We start from the raw sequence: 20,136 nt of genomic DNA, 5'->3' as shown, positions 1-20,136 counted from the left end.
AAATCTCTAGGCTCGAGCGGCGGCTCGATTGAAAAAAACGGGGGCACGGAGCCGGGAAGCCAGGCTTCCCGCTTCCGTGCCCCTCGCGGACGAACGGTAGCGAGGGTACGGCTTACTGCCCCTTCGCCGCATCGGCGATGTTCTTCGCGCCGTTGTTGCCCACCGAGGCGAGCGCCGACGTTTCCTGCTGCTGCATGTTGATTTGCATCGAGGCCATCGTCATGGCGTTGTTCTGATTGGCCATCGCTTGCATTTGGCCGATCATGTCCGCGTTTTGTGCGCCCGCTTCTTGAACGCCTTGGGCTCCGATCGATGAAGACATGTGAATTCCCCTTTTTCAAAAATTAACGAAGAAAGAACCGTTGGTTGAGTGATGCTTCGAAAAAGGACCTGGGGCCGTGGCGACCGCGAGTCCGGACGGCTGGATGCCAGCCGGTGCTGCGACTGCAAACTGCGAATGCGAGGTGCGACTTCATGTTGCGAATGAGCGCCGCGGCTTACATCGCGGCGCTGCGGGCGCTGTGGCGCTCGTGCAGCGTCAACACGATGCGGCGCGCCGCGATCATGCCGCGATAGAGCTTTTGCAACTCGAGGCGCTCGCGTTCGTCGGCTGCGCTCTGCGTGGCCGTGCTGATCCGGCGGGCGGTCTCGTCGAACGCCGCGGCGATGCGCGCGACGCGTTGCGCACCGTCGGGCGCCGACAGCGTGGCGTCGAGCGTATTCAAATCCTGCGCGATGGGAAGCAATGCGTCGTACATGTCGATTCCTTTCGTGGTCAATTGTTTGCCTCGTCCTTGCTGCTTGAGAACAGGTGCTTCGTGCCGTCGGGGGTCTCGATGTAGCGCAGCCCGCCTGTCGCCACCACCGCCGTGTACTCCACGTCGGGCACCGGCACCTGGGCCTCCTTCACGTCGACGTCGACGCGTTTGACGTTGCCGTCCAAATCGGCCCGCACGCCCGCGATCAACGTGCGGAACGTGGCCATCGATTGCACGTTGCCGCTCACGTGGAAGACGCCATGGCCCACGTAGCGGACCGTCGCTCCCGTGCCCGTGAGCGATTGCTGAATGTTGTCGACGTCTTGCTGCGCGACGTCGTATTCGCGTCGCGCCTTGCCGCGCGCGAGACTGTCCATGATGCGCTGTGCCTTGGCGCTTTCGTCCGCCGTGGTCACGATGCCTTGTACCGCCACGCTGTCGGCGTTCACCGCGGTGCTCAGGTCGCCGAGCCCCTCGCGGTGCAACGCTTGTTCGAGCTGCTTGGCGAGCGCATCGGGGTCGAAGCGCACGCTCGCCGCCTCGCTCGGTTCGGTGCCCGCGAGCATCATGCCGGCCACGGCGATGCCGCCGATTACGGCCGTGCAGGCCAGCGCGAGCGCGGCCGTGCGCCAGCGCACGCTACGCGGTGCGCTCATCGTGTGGGCGAGCGGCGCGTCGATCGCCGCGCTCGGCGGCTGCACGTCGCTTTGCCCGGCGGCCGTCTGCGTGGGCGGCTCGGCCGTTGCTTCGGGCGTTGCGTCAAGCGTCGCTTCATGCATCGATTCCGGCGCCGCGTCGGGCTCCGCCGTTTTCCAAAGTCCGGCCAGCAGTTCGAGATCGCTCGGCCAGGCAGCACCGTCGGGACCTACACAGAACACGACATCGCCGAACGGCACGGCCACGAAATCGGCGACGAACACCTCGTCGCCGTTCGTCGAACGGATCAGGGCGACCCCGTCTTCGCCGAGTTCGAGCACGATCTCCTCGACCGCCCAGTCGCTGATGCAGATATCGGCATCCTCGGCGACGCCGATCCGATAGCTGCCGCTCGTGAGCCGCACCTGCGCGCCCGCGTGGGTTCCGGTCAGTACTCGAAGGGCTTTCATGATCGTGGTTTCCGTGTATCCGCTGATCCGCTATTGCGTCGGCGGCCGGGGGATTCCGGGACCGCGCCGCCTTGCTTCATTCGTCGATATCAGTTTAGGTTTTCGGTCCTAGCCCGGCCGGCGGCGTGCGAACTTCGAGCGTTTTATCCGAAGCGCCCGCGATCGAGCCCGCCGCACCGGCCGCGCCCGCCGTGCCGGGCTGAGCGCCGAGCGCATCGAGGATGCGCTGCTTGATCATCGCGATGGACTGGTCGTCGTCGGAATACTCGATGCCCGCGCTTTGCCGCGCGAGCGTGTTGTCGAGCGACACGCCGATCAAACCCGCCGTCGCCGCGGCCTTGCCCGGCGCGGCGGCGTGCTGCGCCAGGGCGGCGCCGCGGTGCGCCTGTAGCCGCGCCGCATTGCGCCGCAGTGCCATCGGCGAGGCCATGCTCATCAGCAGCGGCACGGCGAGCAGCGAGCCGAATTCGAGCTGCTTGGTCAGGCGCAGCACTTCCTTCGTGCACGCTTGCGCGAGCTGGGCCGGTAGATCCGGCGCGCCGAGCTTGTGCTTGGCCAGTGCTTGCATAGCGGTGTCGAGCGGCTGCTTGCGCGCCGCGGCTTTGGCGCGGCCCGCCTTGCCGACCGCGAACTTGCGCGGCTTGTCGCGGCCCTCGCGCGAATCTTGGCCTTCGCGCTTTTGCTGGCCGTCGCGCGGGGCGTTTTGCTGCGGCTGCCGGCCGTCGCCGCCCTGGTCTTGCTGCTGGCCGTGCTCGTGACCGCCGTGATGCTGGCGTTGTTGCTGGTCTTGCTCGTGTTCGTGCTCCCGGTCGCGCTTTTGCTGTTGACCGTGCTTTTGCTGCTGTCCTTCCTCGTGTTTGCGCTCGTGCTCATGCTTCGGTTCGGGGCCATGCGCAAGCTCGGGCCGCTCCTGACCCGCCGCCTCCTTGCCCCGGCCCTTCGCGGATGCTCCCGGGCGGGGCCGCTCGCCCAATGCGCGCATGAGCTTTTGCGCGGAGGGGGGCGGCGGCTTGCGAGTGCCTTCGGCGAAGCGCTTGCCCCGGTAGAACGCGGCGGCCAGCATCTGGTTGTGCTGCATCCGCGCCCGCTGCATTTTCGTGTGCTGCACCTTCAGACGCATGAAGCCGCGCGTCTGCACGTTCTGGCCGGTGTGCTCCGCGCTCGTGTGCGCTTGCTGCGCGAGGTCGGCCGAGCGGCCGTGATCGTTGCGGATGGGCGAGTTCATGACGGCACCGCGAGCGTGACGATCTGATTGGCGAAGCGCAGGATCGCGCTAGCGCCCCACGAACCCATGACGAGCACGGTGGCGACGACGGCGACGAGCTTGACCGCGTAAGAAATGCTTTGATCCTGCATCGACGTGATGGCCTGCACGAACGAGATCGCGAGCCCCGAGAGCGCGGCGACCACGACGACGGGGATGGAGACGGATAGGCAGAGCAGCAGGCCCTGCGAGGTGAGGCGAACGAGGGTATCGGTTTCCATGGCGCAAGGCTCAGCGATAGGTCATGACGAGGCCGTGGATCAGCGTGGACCACCCGCTCATCACGACGAAAAGCAGCAGCTTGAACGGGATCGCGACGTTGGTCGGCTGAACTTGGTTCAGGCCCATCGCCATCAGCACGTTGGCGATGACGAGATCGACGACGATGAACGCGATGTAGAGCAGAAAGCCGATCTTGAAGGCATCGGCCATCTCGGTCAGCGTGAACGCGGGGGCCAGGACGATCAGATCGTCCTCGTGGATTTTCGCGGCCATGTCTTTCGGCCAGATCACCGAGGCCGAGCGCACGAAGAAGCGCTTTTCGCGTTCGTGGGCGTGCTTTTTGAGGAAGGCGCGGAACGGCTCCTTGGCCGCGTCGAACGCATCGAGCACGACCATCGAGGTATCGCCGCCCGAGTGGTGCATGGTTTGCATGGTCTGCATCGCCTGCATGCCGACGGGGGCCATGATGTATGCCGACACGAGGATCGCGATACCGTTGAGCACCATGTTCGGCGGCACTTGCTGGACGCCGAGCGCGTTGCGCAACAGACCGAGGACGACGACGATCTTCGCGTACGAGGTCGCGACCATCGCGACGAACGGGATCAGGCTGATCGCGACGACGGTGATCAGCAGCCCGGTGAGATCGCTAAACTGAACCATGGCCGTGGGAAACCTGAACGAGCCGCACGCCGAGATGATCGCCGACGCTGACGAGTTCGCCGAAGCCGATCGTTTGTCCGTACGTGACGAGCCGGATGCGTGCGTCGGGCACGGCGGTGGGCAACTCGAGCACGTAACCCGCGCGCAGCGCGGAGAGCTGCGCGACGGGCATCGACACCGTGTCGATTTCGAGCTTCAGCGGAAGATCGAGTTGGCTGATCTCGACGGGCGTGTCGATCGAATCGGTCAGCGGCGCGCTGAACTGCGTGTCATGGCTCATGGTGGGATCCTCGGTCAGAGTAAGAAGGTGGTGGCTCACGTCGGCCTGGGCGCGAAGCTGCCGCGTGCCGTAGCGGCCCCAGACGAGTTGCATGCGCGCGGCGGCGGCCTCGCCCTTGAGCAGCGCCGCGACGGCATCGGGCAGGGCGCGTAGGACGATGTCGCCGGCGCGCAGCGAATCGAGCGTCGTCAGGCTCATCGTCTTCTCGCCGATCTGCAGCCGGCCGGGAACGGCGATCTCGCTGATGCGCGTCGCGAACGGCGTGCATTGCCGCATGACGAGCGCTTCGAGCGCGTCGAGCCAGCCGCCGTCGATGTGTTCGATCGCGGCGTCGAAGCGTGCATCGCCCAGGCGCAGTGAGATCGCGCAGCCGGGCCCGCCAGGCGCCACGTCCCGCGTGCGCTCCAGTGAGGCCACTTCAACGCCCTCGAACCCGAGCGAGCGCAGCGCGCTCAGCAGCGGGTCGAGCAAAATGGCGGACACGGCATGGCGCAGGCGCGCGCCCTCGGCATCGGCCGAAGCGAGCACGCTCGCGAGCGCCGGATGCTGCGCGATGTCGAGGCGTATCGAGGCTGTGTCCATGCCCCACCGCAGGCCCACCGTGGCGGCGCGCGCGGGCTCGATCAGCGCACGCGTGCCGACGGACCAGTCCGAGACGCCGAACGTATAAGCGAGCAGCGCGGCCAGGCGCTCGTCGACGGCGAGCCGGTGCTGACGCGCGGTCGTCGCGGCCAGTGCCGGCAGGCGCGCCGCATCGAGCGATACGGCAACCGCGGGAACCTGGCCGGCCTGCGCGGTCTCGTCTGTGGGTAGCGTGCGTGTGTTGTCCATGTTCTCTTAGGTGACGATGATTTCGACGCTGCGCGTGCCGTCCAAGCGGCTTTGCATCAGTTGTTCGAGGGTTGCCCGAAGCGTCGCTACATGTGCTGAGATTAATTGGCGCGAGCTCTCCAGCGTGGTCTCGAAGCGAAGCGTCAATTGGAAATGCGAAAGCGCGAGGCTCAACGTGCAGCCCGGTAGCAGCGCGGGATCGATCGGGATCGTGATCTGCCAGTTGCCGCTTTGCACGACGATGGGATGGGCGCAGAACTCGGCCACCTCGGCCACGATCGATTCGAAGAGCCGATGCATGCCGTCGCGTTCGACGCCGGACACCGGCTGCGCGCGCAGCGCCTCCCTCGGAGCGGGTGGCGGCACGGGCGGCGTCGGGAGCGGGGGCGCGGCGTATTGCATGTGCATGTGTATCTGCATTTGCATTTGCATCTGCGCCGCGGCTTGGCCGTCGTCGCTCGCTTGGCCCTCGTCTTCGGCGCCGCCGCCGCTTCCACCGCTTCCATCGCCTCCGCCGCCGTTATCGCCTTGGCCGTTGCGCCCCTCTTGCCGCGGCGGCTCGCGCAGGATCGCGTCGAAACCGCATGGCGCATCGCCTTCGGCGGCGAGCGGCGCTTCCATCGACGCCGAGGGCTCGGCTTGCTCGTCGTCGAAAGCGCCGATTTCGGCGCGCGCGGCGCCCTCGCGCAGACGCCGGAACAACGCGGCCTGACGGCTCAATTGGGCCGGCGGCGCATCGGCGGCCGGTTCGGCGTGTTGCGTGGGCGCCGCGATGATGCGGGCGCGGTGCGATGCGAAGGAATGCATGACGCGGCTCGCTCCGTTACAAGGTCAGGCGGTCGACCGGCTGCAAGTCGACGTGCGCGCCCAACTCCTGATACGAGTAGACGGGCAGCCAAGGCAGGCGCGCTTCGATCATCCGCTTCAGATAGCGCCGAATATCCATCGAGGCGACCAGCGCAAGCGGTTTGCGCGGCGTGTCCCCGACGATGTCCGCGATCCGCCCCACGAGCGCCGCGATCTCGTCGGGCGGCAGCGCGAGGAAGTTGCCCGTGGGCGTTTGCTTGATCGATTGGCGGATGTGCTGCTCCACTTGGACGTCGACGAGCACGACGGGCAGATCGCGCGGCCCGCCCGTCGCGCGGTAGGCGATGAGCCGGCCCAGTTCCATGCGGATGTACTCGGTCAACATCAGCATGTCCTTCTCCTTCGGCCCCCAGACGATGAGGCTTTCCGTGATGCTGCGGATGTTGCGGATGGGTACTTCCTCCTCGAGCAGCCGGCGCAGCACGTCGGCCATCTTCTGCAGGGGCAGCGCCTTTTGCACTTCGGCCACGAGGCCGGGATAGTCCTCGTTGAGCTGATCGAGAATCCACTGCGCTTCCTGGATACCGAGGAACAGATGCGCGTTGCGCCGCAATAGCTCGATCGTGTGCCGTGCGATCACGGCTTCCGGCGTGGCCGGCTCCGCCTTGGCGTCGCCCGCCGCCTCGTTCGTCGCGTTCGCCTCGTTCGTCGCGTTCGTCGCGTTCGTCGCGTTCGGCTCGGCGAGAGAGGCACGGCCTTGCGGCACGTCGAAAATCAGCACTTCGTAGCACTGCTCGGGCAGCGCGCTGTCGGTCCACATCATGATGCCGGGGAACGGCAGGCCGACTTCGGCCTGCAGCGCATTGCGCTGCGCGTCGAATGCGCGGTCGAGCGCATCGGCGGCCAGGCGGGCGCTGACGTCGGCGGAGAGCCGCACGCCCAGCGGACAGGTGAACTGCGGCGGGCGCGGCAGGATCGAGGGCGCGTCGCCCTTTGCGCCCGCGCGCTGCAAGGCGCCCACGGGCTTGCCGCCACCCTTGCCCGTCCCCTTCTGCCCTTTTTGCAGGCGGTAGCCGACGAAGCCGAGCGTGCCCGCGAGCAGCAGGAACAGCGGCGCCGGAAAACCGGGCACGGCGGCGAAACCGAGCAGCAGCAGCGACGCGAAGTAGAGCGCCCGCGAACTGCTCGTGAACTGGCGCTTGATGTCCTCGCCGAGCGACGATTCGCCGTGATCCCCGCCTTCGTCGACGCGCGTGATCATGACGCCCGCGGCCACGCAAATCAGCAGAGAGGGAATCTGCGAGACCATCGCATCGCCGATCGAGAGTACCGAGAAGCGGTTGGCGGCATCGCCGGCCGTCATGCCGTGGTAGGCGACGCCCACGGCGATACCCGCCAGGATGTTGATCATCGTGATCATGAGACCCGCGATGGCATCGCCCTTCACGAACTTCATCGCGCCGTCCATGCCGCCGTGCAACTGGCTTTCGACGGCGAGCCGCGCGCGCTTCTTGCGCGCTTCCTCGGGAGTCAGGATATTGGCGCGCAGGTCGGCATCGATACTCATCTGCTTGCCGGGCAGCGCGTCCAGCGTGAAGCGCGCGCCGACTTCGGCCACGCGCTCGGAGCCCTTGGCGATGACGATGAACTGCACGACCGAGATGATGATGAATACGACGAGGCCGACGACGAGATTGCCGCCCACCACGAGCTGGCCGAAGCTCTCGATGATTTCGCCCGCATCGGCATGCAGCAGAATCGACTTGGTCGAGGCGATGTTCAGCGAGAGGCGGAACAGGGTCGTGAACAGCAGCACCGACGGAAACGCGGAGAGCGTCGCGATGTGCCCCACGTACATCGTCACCATGAGCAGCGTGATGCTGATCGTGATGTTGATTGCGAGCAAGACGTCGATGACCGCGGGCGGCAGCGGCAGAATCATCAGCGAGACGATCGCGACGAGCAAAATGGCGATGCCGGCTTCGCCCACCCCCGGCAGCTTCATGGTCTTGAGCATCTGACTACTCCGTGATGGCGGTTCGTGGGGCGAGGCCGTCTACCCAGCGAAGAATCGCGGCGACGACCTCGAATAGTTCTTCGGGAATCGGCTGACCTTGCGGCACCTTGTGCAGCATCCGCGCGACGGGCGGATTGGCGACGATCGGCACGCGCGCATGCATCGCCTGACGCCGCAGCCCGAGCGCTTGCTCGTCGACGCCTTTGGCGATCACGACGGGCAGCGGGAATTCATCCGGGTCGTAGCGCAGCGCCACGGCGTAGTGAACCGGGTTGACGACGACGACGTTCGCGCGTGAGACGCCGCTCTTGGGGCCTTCCTGCGACAGTTCGCGCGCGAGGCGCTTGCGTTCCCCCTTCATTTCGGGGTTGCCGTCGCTTTCCTTGTGTTCGCGCTTGACTTCGTCCTTCGACATCCGGTTCTTGCGTATGAAGAGCCAGTGCTGCAGCTTGTAGTCGAACGCGCCGATGACGATGAACACGCCCAACGCGACGACCACCACGTGCATGAGTACCGACCACAGCACGCCGATGAGCTGCGGCACCGACTGATCGAGCGCGCTCGCCACCACGGGCATCGCCCCTTTGATCGTCTGCCACATGACGGCGACGAGGACCGCGGCCTTGACGACCATCTTGACGAGGTCGATCGCCGAGTTCATCGAAAAGATGCGCTGCAAGCCGGAGCCGGGATTCACCGACGCCAGCTTGGGCATGATCGCCTTCATCGAAATCTTCACTCCCGTCTGCGGCGCGAGCGCGAGCAAGGCCGCGACGAGCGCGACGGCCGCGATGGCGCACATGAGACCGAGCGTATGCAGGGCGATATGGGTCAGCACGACCCACAACTCGTCCAGGGAGCGATCCCCATGCGTGAAGTCGATCGCCTCCTTGACGCTGGCGCGGAAGGTGTCGGCGAGATAGTGCTGGCCGGCCGTTAGGACGAGCACGATCGAGGCGAGCGAGGCCACTTCGACGAGATCGGAGCTTTTTGCGACCTGGCCTTCCTCGCGGACTTTCTCCAGCTTTTTATGGGTTGGCTCTTCGGTTTTTTCGTCGCTCATGACGCGCGTCCTTCGCTGTTCATCCGCGGGCGCCCTGAAATGAGACGCCCCGACGCAACGTTAGCGGCCGCCGCGAAGCACGAGCGCGGGCGATGCGAAGCGACGGCGGCTGCCGCGAAGCAACCGCGCGTGCGCCCGCCCGCACCGGGGGCGGGCCGCGCGGCGGGCGTCCCTCGCAAGGCGGCGCATGGGCGCCGCTTCGCAATTCGTTGTGAGACTTCGTGCCTCGGCGGTGGCGCGAGCGCGCGGTTGCGTAACTTAGCGTCAACGGAAGGCCGCGCCCCAACCATCGCGGGCCATCGGTCGAATCTGATTTCCTTGGGGGAAAGGATGGACGTTCTGAAGGATCTGCCGCAGTGCCCGTCGGGAGTCGTCGGTGCGATCGTCGATCTCGTCGGGGTCGCATTCGGCGGCGCCGGCACGCCCACGCAGGTCGATATCGACGATATCGAGCACCTCGTTCAAGCGCTGCATCTGCTGCGCCCGCAGTCGAGCGAGTTCATGTTCTTCGACGGCTGGCTGCTGATGCTGCGCGGCGAGTGGAGCGAAGCGGAGTGGGTGTTTCGGGGGCTCGTCGAGCGCTCGATCTGCCTGCCGGCCAGCAAGGGAATGCTGCTCCAGTGCTTGAAAGCCAAACAGGAGTTCGGTTGGCAGGAAGAAGCGCGCAAGCTGCTGGAGGAAGGCGCGAACGAAGATGTCGAACGGCTCGCGAAGGTATTGCTCGCGAGCGATGAGTTGAAACAGGCGGTTGCGACCGCGAAGCGCACCGGACGGTTCGTGGCGCCGGATTCGGCGCTCGCCTTCGAAAAGGGCGCGCAGGCCGAGGAGGGCTGCACGGCCGCGACGCCGTCGCAAACATCGAGCGACATGCTCCTGACGATGCAATACATGCGCGTCTGAGCCGTCGCGTTCACGAGGAGAAAGACCATGAGCATCGTAACTGCATCCCAGCATCTCGAGTTTGAGCTTGCCAAGGTCACCGGTACGTCGCCCGCCGCGCCGGACACCGACGCCGTCTCGCAGCATCTCGTCGACAAGTTCCAGGCCATGATGGCGCACGCCAATCATCAGGCGCCGCAGGCCGGCGCGGCCGGGCATCCCGATTTGGTGACGAAGGCCGTGGAAGAGCAGGCCGGCTACTACCGCCAAGTGCCGAACGACGTGCTCTATATGACGCAGCACATGAGCGCGCTGTCGATGGAGCGCCTCGCCGCCGCGGACATGACGATCCAGCTCGAGATCGCGAGCCTGAATGCCGACTTGCAGGTGAAGATGGCCACCGTGCAATCGTCCAAGGATGCCGTGCAAACGCTCATGAAGAACCAATGACATGAAATCGAACCTCGCGCCTTCAACGGGCATGCCGTGGCGGCTCGTCGCGGCGATCGCGATCGCGCTTTCGCTCGCGGCCTGCAAGCAGGAGCTATACGGCCAGCTCAGCGAAACGGACTGCAACGAGATGGTCGCAGCGTTGCTGCAGTACGGTGTCGATGCGCAAAAGAGCTCGCCCGACGGCGGCAAGAGTTGGACCGTCAGCGTGGACGACAAGCAGATCGTGCATGCGATGGAAGTGCTGCGCGCACGCGGCATTCCGCGCAAGAAGTACGACGATCTCGGTTCGCTGTTCAAGAAGGACGGCCTCGTCTCCACGCCGACCGAGGAGCGCGTGCGTTTCATCTACGGTCTGTCGCAGGAGCTCGACGACACGCTCTCCAAGATCGACGGCGTGGTCGTGGCGCGCGTGCAGATTGTCCTGCCCAACAACGATCCGCTGGCGCAGTCGGTCAAGCCGTCGTCGGCCTCGGTGTTCATCAAGTATCGACCCGATGCCGACGTCGAACGCCTGACGCCGGCCATCAAGAATCTCGTCGTGCACAGCATCGAGGGACTCACCTATGAGCAGGTGAGCGTGACGAGCGTGCCGGCCGATGCGCTCGACTTGCAGGCCAGGCGTCCGCGGCGCGATGGCGCGCTCCTCTATGCCGGCGGAGCGCTCGGTACGCTGCTGTTGTTGATCGCGGCGGGCTTCGCGCTGCTGCGCGGCAACGCGGACAAGCTCAAGAGCGGCCCGCTCGCGCGGTTCCTCGGCCCTCGCGCCGCGCGTGCGGCCAAAGCGCCGGCGTGACCGGCCACTACCGAACGAGCCGGCGATGAGCGTCTACGAGGCAGCCGATGCGCTAATGGATCGCCCCGGTGCCGACGCGGCCGGACGGGAGACGCCCGAGGCATGCGCGGCACGGCTGGCCGGCCATCACCGCCGCCGTCGGACGCTGTTCGAATGGATGCATCCGCTGCGTCTGGCCGCCGTGCCGTGCGCGGATCGCTTGCCGGCGTGCGGCGCGGCCCAGACGGCGCAACTGGCCGATGCCGTGCTCGACTCGCTCGGCTTGCCGGTGCCGCCGCTCGAGGCGTTCCGCGCGCCGGGCGCCGCGCTGGCGGTGTTGCCCGTGCCCGAATGCCTGAGCGTGTTTCGGCTGCGGGCCCTGGCCGAGCACGCCGAGTCATTGCGCGCCTGGATCGATCGGCCGCGGCGCACCTTGCTGGCCGAGTGGATCGGCGCGCGCGGCGTGCGCCTGCTGTTCGAGCGCGGCCGCGAGCTGGCGGGCGACGTGGGACCGCTGGCGCTGCGCTCGCGGCAGGGAGCGTCAGCGCGGGCGGCGGCGCTCGACGCGGCAGACGGCGACGCGCTGGCCTGGCTCGGCTTTCGCCTGTTCGAGCAGGAATGCGGTTGGGCGCACGACGGCCCGCTCGCGTTGATGCAGCTTGCGCTCCCGGCCGGCATGGACGCCGCCGCGCCGCTCCCCGAGCGCGCTATCCAAGAGGGCTCGAACGCTAGCCTTTCGATCGTTTCGCAACTGCCCGACTTGTTTCCGGAGTGGTCATGGTGATCTGGTTACGTAACCCGCGGCTTGAAGGCGCAGGCCTTGGCGTGGGCCTCGAAGAGGACGTGTTGCGCCGCGAACGCGTGGCGGCGATCGTCGAACTCGATGCCGGCTATGCCGACATGCAGCGCCAATGCGAGGCGGCGTTGGATGCGGCGCGCGCCGACGCGCAAGCGCTGCTCGGGCAGGCGCGCGCCCAGGCCGACGCGCTCATCGCGCAAGCCGAGGCGGAGTACGCGAGCGCCGAGCGGCGCGGCTACGAAGCGGGGATGGAGCGCGGCTTGACCGATTGGCACGCGCGCGCGGCGCAGGCGCACGCCGACGCCAGCACGCTCGAGCGCAAGGCGCGCGACCGGCTGGCCGAGCTCGTGGCGCTGGCGGTCGAACAAATCGTCGCATCGGCCGATCCGAAGGCGCTGTTCGCGCGCGCGGCGGCAACGGTCGAGCGCATCGTGGCGGACGGCAGTCCAGTGCATCTGCGCGTGCATCCGGACGATGCGGCGGCCGCTAGCGAGGCCTTCCAAGCGGCCGCCTCGTCCTGGCGCGAAGCCGGGCGCTCGGTTCGGCTGCAGGTGAGCGCCGATGCGACGCTGACGCCGGGCTCGTGCGTCGCGGAAACCGATTTGGGCAGCGTCGACTCGAGTCTGTCGATGCACCTGGCCGCCATGCGCGGCGCGTTGGCGCGCGCGGTGCGCAGCCTGCCGGAGATCGACGCGCTCGACGCCGCTGCCGAGCAGTCCTCGATCAGTGAGCCGCATGCGCTCGAGGCGCAACGGGGCGATGCCGATAACGGCGACGATGACGGCGCAAACGGCAACGGTCAAGACGAAGCCATGCTCGATCCCGCCGAATGGGACGCCGTGCCGGGTTGAGCCCGCGAGATCGGCCATACGAGAGAGCCATGAAATGGAAGTCAATGCCATGATCGATAGCGCGGACCATTCGGTTGCCGACGCAACGAGCGCGCCGCCGCGCCGCTTCGCCGAGCTGATGGATGCGATGGAGCGCGAGCTGCGCGGGCGGCCGCAACCTACGGCGAGCGGCAAGGTGCAGGAGGTCATCGGCACGCTGGTACGCGTGTCGGGTCTGGATGCGACGCTCGGCGAGCTCTGCGAATTGCGCTCGCCAGAGGGGGAGCTGCTGCAGCGCGCCGAAGTCGTCGGGTTCTCGCGCGACGTGGCGTTGCTCTCGCCGTTCGGCCGGCTCGGCAGCGTCTCGCGCGCCACGCGCGTCGTCGGGCTCAAACGTCCGCTCTCGCTGCGCATCGGCATGGGCTTGCTCGGCCGCGTGATCGACAGCCTCGGCGAGCCGATCGACGGCAAGGGCGAACTGGACTGCGACGAGTGGCAGCCCGTCATCGCGGATCCGCCCGATCCGATGTCGCGGCCCGTCGTCGATACGCCGATGCCCACCGGCGTGCGCGTCGTCGACGGCATGATGACGCTGGCCGAAGGCCAGCGCATGGGGATCTTCGCGCCGGCCGGCGTCGGCAAGAGCACGTTGATGGGGATGTTCGCGCGCGGGGCGCGCTGCGATATCAACGTGATCGCGCTGATCGGCGAGCGCGGCCGCGAAGTGCGCGAATTTTGCGAGCACATCCTCGGTCCCGAGGGGATGGCGCGCTCGGTCGTCGTCTGCGCAACCTCGGATCGATCGTCGATCGAACGCGCGAAGGCCGCCTACGCGGCCACGGCCGTCGCCGAATATTTTCGCGATCGCGGCATGCGCGTGCTGCTGATGATGGATTCGCTGACACGCTTCGCGCGCGCGCAACGCGAAATCGGCCTCGCGATGGGCGAGCCGCCGACCCGGCGCGGCTTCCCGCCGTCGATTTTCGCCGAGTTGCCGCGGCTGCTCGAGCGTGCGGGACGCTCCGAGCACGGCTCGATCACGGCGCTCTACACGGTGCTGGCCGAAGACGAATCGGGCGGCGACCCGATCGCCGAGGAGGTGCGCGGGATTTTGGACGGCCACATGATCTTGTCGCGCGAGATCGCCGCCCAAAACCGCTATCCCGCCATCGATGTGCTCGGCAGCCTCTCGCGCGTCATGACGCAGGTCGTCTCGCGCGAGCACGTGGCGGCGGCGGGCCATGTACGCCGGTTGATGGCCAAGCACAAGGAAGTCGAACTGTTGCTGCAGGTGGGCGAATACCAGAGCGGCACCGATCCGCTCGCCGACGAGGCGATCGCGAAAATCGAAGCGATCCGCGCGTTCCTCGGTCAGCCGACCGACTTGCTCGTCGAGCCCGGCGAGACGCTCGGCATGCTCGGCGAGCTCGTTCAGCCGTAGCCGGAGGGACCGCGATGAAAGACCGCCGTATTAGCGCGTTCGAGCGCGTGCTCTCGCGCCGCCGCCAGCTCGACCGCAAGCTCAATTCGGCGCTCGGGTTGCTGCGCGGCGAATTGCAGGCGCTCTCAGGTGCGCTCGAGGAATGCCGCGGCGCCGTCGATGCGCATGCGGTCGAGCTTGCGCACCAAGACGGCAAGATCGACGCACTGCTCGGCGGCGCTTCGTTTCGGGCGGACGACTACCTGAAGCTGCGCGAATTTCGCGCGCATTCGGCCGAGCAGCAGGCGATGCTGGAGGCGCAGGCCCAGCAGGCGGCGCAGGCGCTGGCCGCGAAGGAGGCGCAGATCGCCGATGCGCGTACGCAGATCCTGCGCAATCGCGCGCGCATCGACATCTACGATAAACGGCGCGATGCGCTCGTCAAGGCGATCGAGCTCGCGATCGAGGATGCGCAGGACGAGGAAACGTCGGAAAACCGCCGGCCGTCGCCGGCGCGTTGACGCTCACCGCGCGCGGGCGCGGCGAACGCAAGACCCTAATATCGATGACGAAAACGACAGGCAAGCGACATGAGCGAGATCACTTACGCGACGATCGAATCGAGCCACGACCTCGTGCGGTTCATGATCGTTCTCGGGCTGTGCAGCGAACGGCTGATGGTCTTGATGATGATCTTCCCTCCCACGTCGGATAACGTCATTCAGGGCCGCGTGCGCACCGCGCTCGCGCTGCTGTGGGGCAGCTTCGTCGCCTATGGACAGCGCGGGCTCCTGGAGCAGGGCGATGCGACGGTGCTCGTCGGCATCGGCTTGAAGGAAGCGCTGATCGGCGTGGGGCTCGGCTTTGCCGCATCGACCGTGTTCTGGGCCGCGGAGAGCGTGGGCACCTACGTCGACGATCTGACCGGCTTCAATCAATTGCAGATGCAGAACCCGAGCCAGGGCCAGCAGACCTCGCTCACCTCGACGCTGCTGAGTCAGTTCGCGATTGCCGCGTTCTGGTGTCTCGGCGGCATGACCTTTCTGCTCGGCGCGATCTACGAATCGTATGCGTGGTGGCCTCTGGCCGGCGCGATACCTTCGGGCGGCACGATCTTCGAGGCGTTCGTGCTGATGAAGACCGATTCTTTGATGGAGACGGTGGCCAAGCTCGCGACGCCGATGATGCTGCTGCTGCTGCTCATCGACATCGGTTTCGGTTTCACGGGGAAGGTGTCGCAAAAGCTCGATCTGCCGTCGCTCGCTCAGCCGGTCAAAGGCGCGTTGACGATCTTGATGCTGGCGCTGATGGCGGCCGTCTTCATCGATCAAGTGCGCGACCAGTTGTCGCTCACCGGGATCGCCGCCGAGGCGCGCGCCCTCGCGCATGGCAAGTGAGGCGACGATGCGTGCTCGCGTATGGATTGGCGTGTTGCTCGTAAAAGTGCGGAGAAAGAGATGATCGAGTCGATGAAAGAGAACACGGGCAACGCGATCGTTGCCGGGATGATGGACGTGCTATGGGCGGGCGCGGCGCTCGACACGTTCGCGGACGTGCAAGATCTGATCGACGCGCTGGCCGTGTTGCGGCCGCAAAGCGGCGAGACGCGCGAGGTGATGGCTTGGTGGCACGTGCGTGCGCGTCGCTGGGGGGAAGCGCTAGGTGAATTGCGGCGCGTCGAGCGCGACGGCGCGCTGTCCTCGCGCGGCACCGCGCTGGCCGCGGTGTGTCTCTATGCGCTAGGCGATCCGGCTTGGCGTACGTATGCGTACGCGGCGGCCTATCAATCGGACGACGTCATGGCGACCCGGACCGCCGAAGCGCTGCTCGCGGCGCCGCAGGTCGCGGGGCGCTAAAAGGCGGCGGTGGATTGCCATAAGCGAGGCGCCGCGGCGCGCCTCGTCCATCGTTCAACCGGCGATCCTGAAGACGCCGACGGCCTCCGACAACTTTCTCGCCTGCTCCTCGAGCGACCCCGCGGCGGCGGCGGCCTGCTCGACGAGCGCGGCGTTTTGCTGCGTCACCTGATCCATCTGCGTGACAGCGCGATTGACTTGATCGATGCCCGTGCTTTGCTCATCGGCGGCGGACGCGATCTCGCTCATGATCGAGCTCACGCGCGCGATCGAATCGACGATCTCCGTCATCGTCGTCCCGGAACGTTCGACGAGGTGAGCGCCCGATTCGATACGTACCGTCGATTCGTCGATCAGATCCTTGATCTCCTTGGCCGCCGCCGCGCTGCGCTGCGCGAGCGAGCGCACTTCGCCCGCCACCACCGCGAAGCCGCGTCCTTGCTCGCCTGCGCGTGCCGCTTCCACCGCGGCGTTCAACGCGAGAATGTTGGTCTGGAACGCAATCCCCTCGATCACGCCGACGATCTCGCCGATCCGTCGCGAGTCGCCGACGATGCGCTGCATCGTATCGACCACCTGCCGGTTCAGATCGCCGCCCTGCGTGGCGAGTCCCGATGCGCCCTGCGCAAGCGAACTCGCGTGCTTGACGTTGTCGGTGGTCTGCTTGACCGTCGAGGTCAGTTGCTCCATGCTGGCCGCCGTTTCTTGCAGCGACGCCGCTTGCTCCTCCGTGCGCTGCGACAAATCGGCGTTGCCCGCGGCGATTTCGCTCACGCCCGTATCGATCGCCATCGTGCCGCGGCGCACGCCGTCGACGGTCGCGATCAACGCCTCCTGCATCTTGCGCAAGGCGGCCGAGAGCCGGCCCATTTCGTTGCTGCTCGTGACTTCGACGCGGCGCGTCAGATCGCCCGCGGCGATGCGCTCGAATTGCTCGATTGCTTCGTCGACAGGCTGCACGATCGCGCGCATCAGCATCACCCGCGCAACCCATGACATGATGAGCGCGAATGCCATACCGATCACTACGCCGGTGGCGACATAGGTGAAGCGTTGCTCGGCTTCGCTATAGCGCTGCGCGCCATGCGTGAGGTGAAGCTTTTCGAGCGCCTGCATCGCTTTTTCGTAGCCGTTGTAAAGCGAAGGCAGTTTATGCGATTGCAATTCCAGGAACGTCGTCTTGTCGCCGGCTTTGAGCGCGGTCATCGCCGGTTCGACGCCTTGATGCAAGAACGCGTCGCGCTTTTCGTTCATCTGATCGAGCAGGCGTTTACCGTCTTCGTCGTCTCCGGCGATGCTGACGTAATGCGAAAGCAAATCGTTCGATTGTTTCAAATACGTATCGAAACGGGTCAATACGGCCGCGGCGCCGTTCGTATCGTTCAATTCGGTCAACGATGAATAAGTGGCCAACGCCAGGCGCAAACGCAGCAGTTGTTCGGCGCTGCCTTCCAGATCGGCCACCGCGGGCGTATCGACTTGATACATCTGTTCGAGGGAGGCATTGCTCGCGCGCAGCGAAAGCAAGCCGCCCGCCGCGCCGACCAGCAGCACGATCGCGACGAACACGACGAAATAGGTAAGCGATGCCCTTATCGACAACTTCTTCAACATGACTGGTTCCTTATAGGCCGTCGTTCGAGTGCCGTTGGTGCACTCGCGGCGGGAGCGTTGCTGAGCGGATCGACCGCGGGTTGATCCTAAGCTGATCGGCAACGATGATGAAAACTTAATGGTTAACGCGTAAAAAATGTGCCGAATTCCAATATGTGGAAATTCGACGCCGAATATGGAACGCCGATCCTTTCGATTGGCGCCATCGTTCTGCGGGAAATCGAGGCGTTGCAAGGAACCCATTGCGCGCGCTATGCGCTTTCAAATAAAAAAATGCCCCGGAATAATCCGGGGCGCCGGGTGAAAAGCATTGCGCCGGGGCGATAGCGCGATTCAAACGAGTTTGCCGGCTCGCGACGTTTGCTTGTCACCGGTTTCGGTGCCGAGCGTGCGATCGGGCGACATCGTGAACGACAGCACGATGCCGATGGCCATCAGCGCCATCGAGACGATGAACGGCAAATTCCAGTCGCCGGTCTTATCGATGAGCCAGCCGCCGATGACGGGACTCACGATGGCGGCGCCCGCCGAGCCGCAGTTCATGATCCCGCTTGCGATGCCCGAGTGTTTCGGCGCGATGTCCATCGGCACGGCCCACATCGGGCCGATCGTCATTTCGTTGAAGAAGAAGCCGGCGCTCAGGCAGATGGCGGCCAGCGTCAGCGAGATGTTCGACATCAGCATGATCGGGGCCAGCGAGATCAGCGTCAGCAGCATGCACACGCCGACCATGACGTTGCGCGCCGTGCGTACGTTGCCGCTCTTGCGCAGAATCGCATCGGTGACCGAGCCGCCCAGCCAGTCGCCGAGCACGCCGGCGAAGAAGACGCCCGACGCGAATAGCGCCGATTTGCCGAGCTGCAAGTGATAGTTGTGCAGAAAGTATTGCGGAAGCCAACTCAGGAACAGCCAGAGCACCCACCCGTAGCAGAAGTAGACCGCGGTGACGGGACTCATGCGCGCAAAGAGCTGCCCCCACGGCGCGGGTGTGCGCTCCTTGCTGCCCGAGTAGGCGGCGAGCTGATCGCATTCGGTGTCGGTGATGCGGGGGTGATCGCGCGGATCGTCGCGGAAGTACCAAGCCCAGATGAGCGCCCAGATCAAGCTGCCGATACCGGTGATGATGAACGCGCCGCGCCAGCTCGTCGACACCATGAGCCAGACGATCAGCGGTGGGGCGACCGCATTGCCGATGCGCGAGGCGGCGTGCGTGATGCCCTGCGCGAAGCCGCGCCGATCGCTCGGCATCCAGTTCGACATGGCGCGCGTCGCGGTCGGGAACGTCGCGCCTTCGCCGAGGCCCAGCAGCAAGCGCGCGGCGATCATCGATGCGAAGCCCGTGGCCAGACCCGTCAAGATCGTCGCGCCGGCCCAGACGATGCCGCAGACGGCGAGCGTACGGCGCGGGCCGAAGCGGTCGCCGACCCAGCCCCCGATGATTTGGAACAGCAGATACGGATAAGCGAATGCGGAAAACACTAGGCCGATCTGCGTGTGCGTGAGATGCAACTCGGCGCCGAATGCGCTGGCCGCGGTGCTCACGTTGACGCGGTCGACGTAAGTGATGAGATACATCACGCACAACAGCAACAGCACGCGCATGGTGGCTCGACGAAACATCATCGGTCTCCTTAGGTGGACAGACGCGTTGCCGCGTCCGCTACAACAAGTACGTCACTGTTCGGATACGTGCGCGCGGCGATGACGCACGCCGGCCGGCGGTCAGGCCACCTTCACGTCAAGGTCAATTCGACGGGCGGCAACCCTTCGATTTCTCCGCGCGCGACGCCCGCGCCCGCGGGAAAGTACATGCCCGTGTATGAGCCGCAAGTGAGTACGGTACCCGGGGCGAGATCGAGCCCGCGCGCCATACAGTGGTTGACGAGCCAGTACGGCAGCCAGCGCGGATCGCCGGCCGGATTGGCGGGGGCCGCACGGACGATGTCGGCGCCGTCGAACGTAAAGCGCATCGAGGGAGAGACGAACGGGAAATGCGTTTCGAACCGCGTGTCGTACGGCACGCCCTCGCCGACGACGAGCGCGCCGTTGTTTTGCAAGTCCGCGAGCTGCCAGTGCTTGTCGACGTTCGGCCAGAGCGTAAACCGGCTCGCGACGACTTCGATCGCGGCATGCACGCTCGCGATCGCTTCGCGCACGGCGGCTTCGCTCTGAGGACCGTCATCGGACCGAAATCCTCGGCCGAGTACGAAGGCCACCTCGAGTTCGAGTCCGGGTTTCGCATAGGCCGCATGCGCGAGCGCGGCCGCGCCGCGGTGGACGTCGCGCGCGGGTAGCGGCGCGCCTTGCGCGGGACCGCCGGCCGATTTGGCGCCGATCTTCCAGCCGCCGGCCGCTTGATTCATCTCGCGCAGGATGGCGTCTTGGACGGCATAGGCTTCGTCCTCGCTCGCGGGCGCCAGATCGGCGGCCAATTCGGCGATGCGCGCGCCGGGCCCTGCCGCGCGTGCGCTCGCGAGCATGCGCGCCAATCGGCCGATCCGA

At 66.2% G+C, this 20,136-nt stretch carries 23 protein-coding genes; 10 read left to right on the top strand and 13 right to left on the bottom strand.

Translation table 11 applies throughout. From position 1 onward, the window contains the following. Nucleotides 1-112 precede the first annotated feature (112 nt). The 10 genes from DXT59_RS16375 to sctU form a co-directional block, all read right to left on the bottom strand. On the bottom strand, nt 113-322 hold the full coding sequence (locus tag DXT59_RS16375; RefSeq protein WP_116137936.1) for a hypothetical protein: 210 nt from the start codon (nt 320-322) through the stop codon (nt 113-115). 175 nt (nt 323-497) lie between these two features. Then, nucleotides 498-779: a type III secretion system protein gene (locus tag DXT59_RS16370; protein WP_240324544.1), complete on the bottom strand. Its 282-nt coding sequence runs from the start codon at nt 777-779 to the stop codon at nt 498-500. Then, nucleotides 776-1,864: an HrpD5 family protein gene (hrpD5, locus tag DXT59_RS16365; protein WP_116137934.1), complete on the bottom strand. Its 1,089-nt coding sequence runs from the start codon at nt 1,862-1,864 to the stop codon at nt 776-778. The genes DXT59_RS16370 and hrpD5 overlap by 4 nt, the downstream gene beginning before the upstream one ends. A gap of 94 nt (nt 1,865-1,958) precedes the next feature. Beyond that, nucleotides 1,959-3,089, bottom strand: coding sequence for a helicase (locus tag DXT59_RS16360; RefSeq protein ID WP_116137933.1), 1,131 nt, complete (start codon nt 3,087-3,089; stop codon nt 1,959-1,961). Then, nucleotides 3,086-3,349, bottom strand: coding sequence for a type III secretion system export apparatus subunit SctS (gene sctS / locus DXT59_RS16355; RefSeq protein ID WP_116137932.1), 264 nt, complete (start codon nt 3,347-3,349; stop codon nt 3,086-3,088). Before sctS ends, DXT59_RS16360 begins: the two co-directional genes overlap by 4 nt. Before the next feature lie 10 nt (nt 3,350-3,359). After that, nucleotides 3,360-4,013 carry a type III secretion system export apparatus subunit SctR gene (gene sctR / locus DXT59_RS16350; RefSeq protein ID WP_116137931.1) on the bottom strand — a complete coding sequence of 218 codons (654 nt, stop codon included), beginning with the start codon at nt 4,011-4,013 and terminating at the stop codon, nt 3,360-3,362. After that, a complete protein-coding gene (sctQ, locus tag DXT59_RS16345) occupies nt 4,000-5,124 on the bottom strand; it encodes a type III secretion system cytoplasmic ring protein SctQ (RefSeq protein WP_116137930.1) in 1,125 nt (374 codons plus the stop codon). The genes sctR and sctQ overlap by 14 nt, the downstream gene beginning before the upstream one ends. A 6-nt stretch (nt 5,125-5,130) precedes the next feature. Next, a complete protein-coding gene (sctP, locus tag DXT59_RS16340) occupies nt 5,131-5,931 on the bottom strand; it encodes a type III secretion system protein SctP (RefSeq protein ID WP_116137929.1) in 801 nt (266 codons plus the stop codon). Nucleotides 5,932-5,947: 16 nt separating this feature from the next. Continuing rightward, on the bottom strand, nt 5,948-7,948 hold the full coding sequence (gene sctV, locus DXT59_RS16335) for a type III secretion system export apparatus subunit SctV (RefSeq protein ID WP_116137928.1): 2,001 nt from the start codon (nt 7,946-7,948) through the stop codon (nt 5,948-5,950). 4 nt (nt 7,949-7,952) lie between these two features. Then, nucleotides 7,953-9,011, bottom strand: coding sequence for a type III secretion system export apparatus subunit SctU (sctU, locus tag DXT59_RS16330; protein WP_116137927.1), 1,059 nt, complete (start codon nt 9,009-9,011; stop codon nt 7,953-7,955). 330 nt (nt 9,012-9,341) lie between these two features. Between sctU and DXT59_RS16325 the strand changes: the two genes are divergently transcribed. The 9 genes from DXT59_RS16325 (at nt 9,342) to DXT59_RS16285 (ending at nt 16,020) form a co-directional block, all read left to right on the top strand. Further along, the gene (locus DXT59_RS16325) at nt 9,342-9,911 is read left to right on the top strand and encodes an HrpB1 family type III secretion system apparatus protein (protein WP_116137926.1); all 570 of its coding nucleotides are present in this window, start codon (nt 9,342-9,344) and stop codon (nt 9,909-9,911) included. Nucleotides 9,912-9,938: 27 nt separating this feature from the next. After that, the gene (locus DXT59_RS16320; RefSeq protein ID WP_116137925.1) at nt 9,939-10,340 is read left to right on the top strand and encodes a serine kinase; all 402 of its coding nucleotides are present in this window, start codon (nt 9,939-9,941) and stop codon (nt 10,338-10,340) included. A gap of 31 nt (nt 10,341-10,371) precedes the next feature. Next, the gene (sctJ, locus tag DXT59_RS16315) at nt 10,372-11,136 is read left to right on the top strand and encodes a type III secretion system inner membrane ring lipoprotein SctJ (protein WP_240324547.1); all 765 of its coding nucleotides are present in this window, start codon (nt 10,372-10,374) and stop codon (nt 11,134-11,136) included. A 25-nt stretch (nt 11,137-11,161) separates the two neighbouring features. Beyond that, nucleotides 11,162-11,899 (top strand): type III secretion protein HrpB4, encoded by a 738-nt coding sequence (locus DXT59_RS16310; RefSeq protein WP_116137923.1) that lies wholly within the window; start codon nt 11,162-11,164, stop codon nt 11,897-11,899. Beyond that, nucleotides 11,893-12,765, top strand: coding sequence for a type III secretion system stator protein SctL (gene sctL, locus DXT59_RS16305; protein ID WP_116137922.1), 873 nt, complete (start codon nt 11,893-11,895; stop codon nt 12,763-12,765). Before DXT59_RS16310 ends, sctL begins: the two co-directional genes overlap by 7 nt. Before the next feature lie 49 nt (nt 12,766-12,814). Further along, nucleotides 12,815-14,185 carry a type III secretion system ATPase SctN gene (gene sctN, locus DXT59_RS16300; protein WP_420823395.1) on the top strand — a complete coding sequence of 457 codons (1,371 nt, stop codon included), beginning with the start codon at nt 12,815-12,817 and terminating at the stop codon, nt 14,183-14,185. Between the two features lie 14 nt (nt 14,186-14,199). Then, entirely contained in the window at nt 14,200-14,685 is a 486-nt protein-coding gene (locus DXT59_RS16295; protein WP_116137921.1) for a type III secretion system protein, read from the top strand. 69 nt (nt 14,686-14,754) lie between these two features. Beyond that, nucleotides 14,755-15,561, top strand: a complete 807-nt coding sequence (gene sctT, locus DXT59_RS16290) for a type III secretion system export apparatus subunit SctT (RefSeq protein ID WP_116137920.1) — start codon at nt 14,755-14,757, stop codon at nt 15,559-15,561. Nucleotides 15,562-15,621: 60 nt separating this feature from the next. Beyond that, entirely contained in the window at nt 15,622-16,020 is a 399-nt protein-coding gene (locus DXT59_RS16285; protein WP_116137919.1) for an HrpB1 family type III secretion system apparatus protein, read from the top strand. A 54-nt stretch (nt 16,021-16,074) separates the two neighbouring features. On the opposite strand, the gene DXT59_RS16280 is transcribed toward DXT59_RS16285, so the two are convergent. Further along, on the bottom strand, nt 16,075-17,634 hold the full coding sequence (locus tag DXT59_RS16280; RefSeq protein WP_116137918.1) for a methyl-accepting chemotaxis protein: 1,560 nt from the start codon (nt 17,632-17,634) through the stop codon (nt 16,075-16,077). A 153-nt stretch (nt 17,635-17,787) separates the two neighbouring features. On the opposite strand from DXT59_RS16280, the gene DXT59_RS30660 reads away from it, so the two are divergent. Then, on the top strand, nt 17,788-17,961 hold the full coding sequence (locus DXT59_RS30660) for a hypothetical protein (RefSeq protein WP_162878107.1): 174 nt from the start codon (nt 17,788-17,790) through the stop codon (nt 17,959-17,961). A 6-nt stretch (nt 17,962-17,967) separates the two neighbouring features. On the opposite strand, the gene DXT59_RS16275 is transcribed toward DXT59_RS30660, so the two are convergent. Both DXT59_RS16275 and DXT59_RS16270 read right to left on the bottom strand, forming a co-directional pair. Continuing rightward, entirely contained in the window at nt 17,968-19,257 is a 1,290-nt protein-coding gene (locus tag DXT59_RS16275; protein ID WP_116137917.1) for an MFS transporter, read from the bottom strand. Nucleotides 19,258-19,367: 110 nt separating this feature from the next. Beyond that, nucleotides 19,368-20,114: a fumarylacetoacetate hydrolase family protein gene (locus DXT59_RS16270; protein WP_116137962.1), complete on the bottom strand. Its 747-nt coding sequence runs from the start codon at nt 20,112-20,114 to the stop codon at nt 19,368-19,370. Nucleotides 20,115-20,136 lie beyond the last annotated feature (22 nt).

It is taken from the genome of Trinickia diaoshuihuensis, from assembly GCF_003390925.1.
In the GTDB taxonomy this organism is placed as follows: Bacteria; Pseudomonadota; Gammaproteobacteria; order Burkholderiales; family Burkholderiaceae; genus Trinickia; species Trinickia diaoshuihuensis.
Note: the sequence above shows the minus strand (reverse complement) of the source record. Positions and strands in the feature narration are given on the sequence as shown.

Coding starts and splice junctions, on each gene's coding strand:
- sctU (WP_116137927.1), bottom strand. CDS start 9,011: ATGAGCGACGAAAAAACCGAAGAGCCAACCCATAAAAAGCTGGAGAAA.
- sctT (WP_116137920.1), top strand. CDS start 14,755: ATGAGCGAGATCACTTACGCGACGATCGAATCGAGCCACGACCTCGTG.
- DXT59_RS16375 (WP_116137936.1), bottom strand. CDS start 322: ATGTCTTCATCGATCGGAGCCCAAGGCGTTCAAGAAGCGGGCGCACAA.
- DXT59_RS30660 (WP_162878107.1), top strand. CDS start 17,788: ATGTGGAAATTCGACGCCGAATATGGAACGCCGATCCTTTCGATTGGC.
- DXT59_RS16360 (WP_116137933.1), bottom strand. CDS start 3,089: ATGAACTCGCCCATCCGCAACGATCACGGCCGCTCGGCCGACCTCGCG.
- sctL (WP_116137922.1), top strand. CDS start 11,893: ATGGTGATCTGGTTACGTAACCCGCGGCTTGAAGGCGCAGGCCTTGGC.
- DXT59_RS16285 (WP_116137919.1), top strand. CDS start 15,622: ATGATCGAGTCGATGAAAGAGAACACGGGCAACGCGATCGTTGCCGGG.
- sctJ (WP_240324547.1), top strand. CDS start 10,372: ATGCCGTGGCGGCTCGTCGCGGCGATCGCGATCGCGCTTTCGCTCGCG.
- DXT59_RS16270 (WP_116137962.1), bottom strand. CDS start 20,114: ATGCTCGCGAGCGCACGCGCGGCAGGGCCCGGCGCGCGCATCGCCGAA.
- DXT59_RS16320 (WP_116137925.1), top strand. CDS start 9,939: ATGAGCATCGTAACTGCATCCCAGCATCTCGAGTTTGAGCTTGCCAAG.
- sctN (WP_420823395.1), top strand. CDS start 12,815: ATGATCGATAGCGCGGACCATTCGGTTGCCGACGCAACGAGCGCGCCG.
- DXT59_RS16325 (WP_116137926.1), top strand. CDS start 9,342: ATGGACGTTCTGAAGGATCTGCCGCAGTGCCCGTCGGGAGTCGTCGGT.
- DXT59_RS16310 (WP_116137923.1), top strand. CDS start 11,162: ATGAGCGTCTACGAGGCAGCCGATGCGCTAATGGATCGCCCCGGTGCC.
- sctP (WP_116137929.1), bottom strand. CDS start 5,931: ATGCATTCCTTCGCATCGCACCGCGCCCGCATCATCGCGGCGCCCACG.
- hrpD5 (WP_116137934.1), bottom strand. CDS start 1,864: ATGAAAGCCCTTCGAGTACTGACCGGAACCCACGCGGGCGCGCAGGTG.
- DXT59_RS16295 (WP_116137921.1), top strand. CDS start 14,200: ATGAAAGACCGCCGTATTAGCGCGTTCGAGCGCGTGCTCTCGCGCCGC.
- DXT59_RS16275 (WP_116137917.1), bottom strand. CDS start 19,257: ATGATGTTTCGTCGAGCCACCATGCGCGTGCTGTTGCTGTTGTGCGTG.
- sctS (WP_116137932.1), bottom strand. CDS start 3,349: ATGGAAACCGATACCCTCGTTCGCCTCACCTCGCAGGGCCTGCTGCTC.
- sctQ (WP_116137930.1), bottom strand. CDS start 5,124: ATGGACAACACACGCACGCTACCCACAGACGAGACCGCGCAGGCCGGC.
- DXT59_RS16280 (WP_116137918.1), bottom strand. CDS start 17,634: ATGTTGAAGAAGTTGTCGATAAGGGCATCGCTTACCTATTTCGTCGTG.
- sctR (WP_116137931.1), bottom strand. CDS start 4,013: ATGGTTCAGTTTAGCGATCTCACCGGGCTGCTGATCACCGTCGTCGCG.
- sctV (WP_116137928.1), bottom strand. CDS start 7,948: ATGCTCAAGACCATGAAGCTGCCGGGGGTGGGCGAAGCCGGCATCGCC.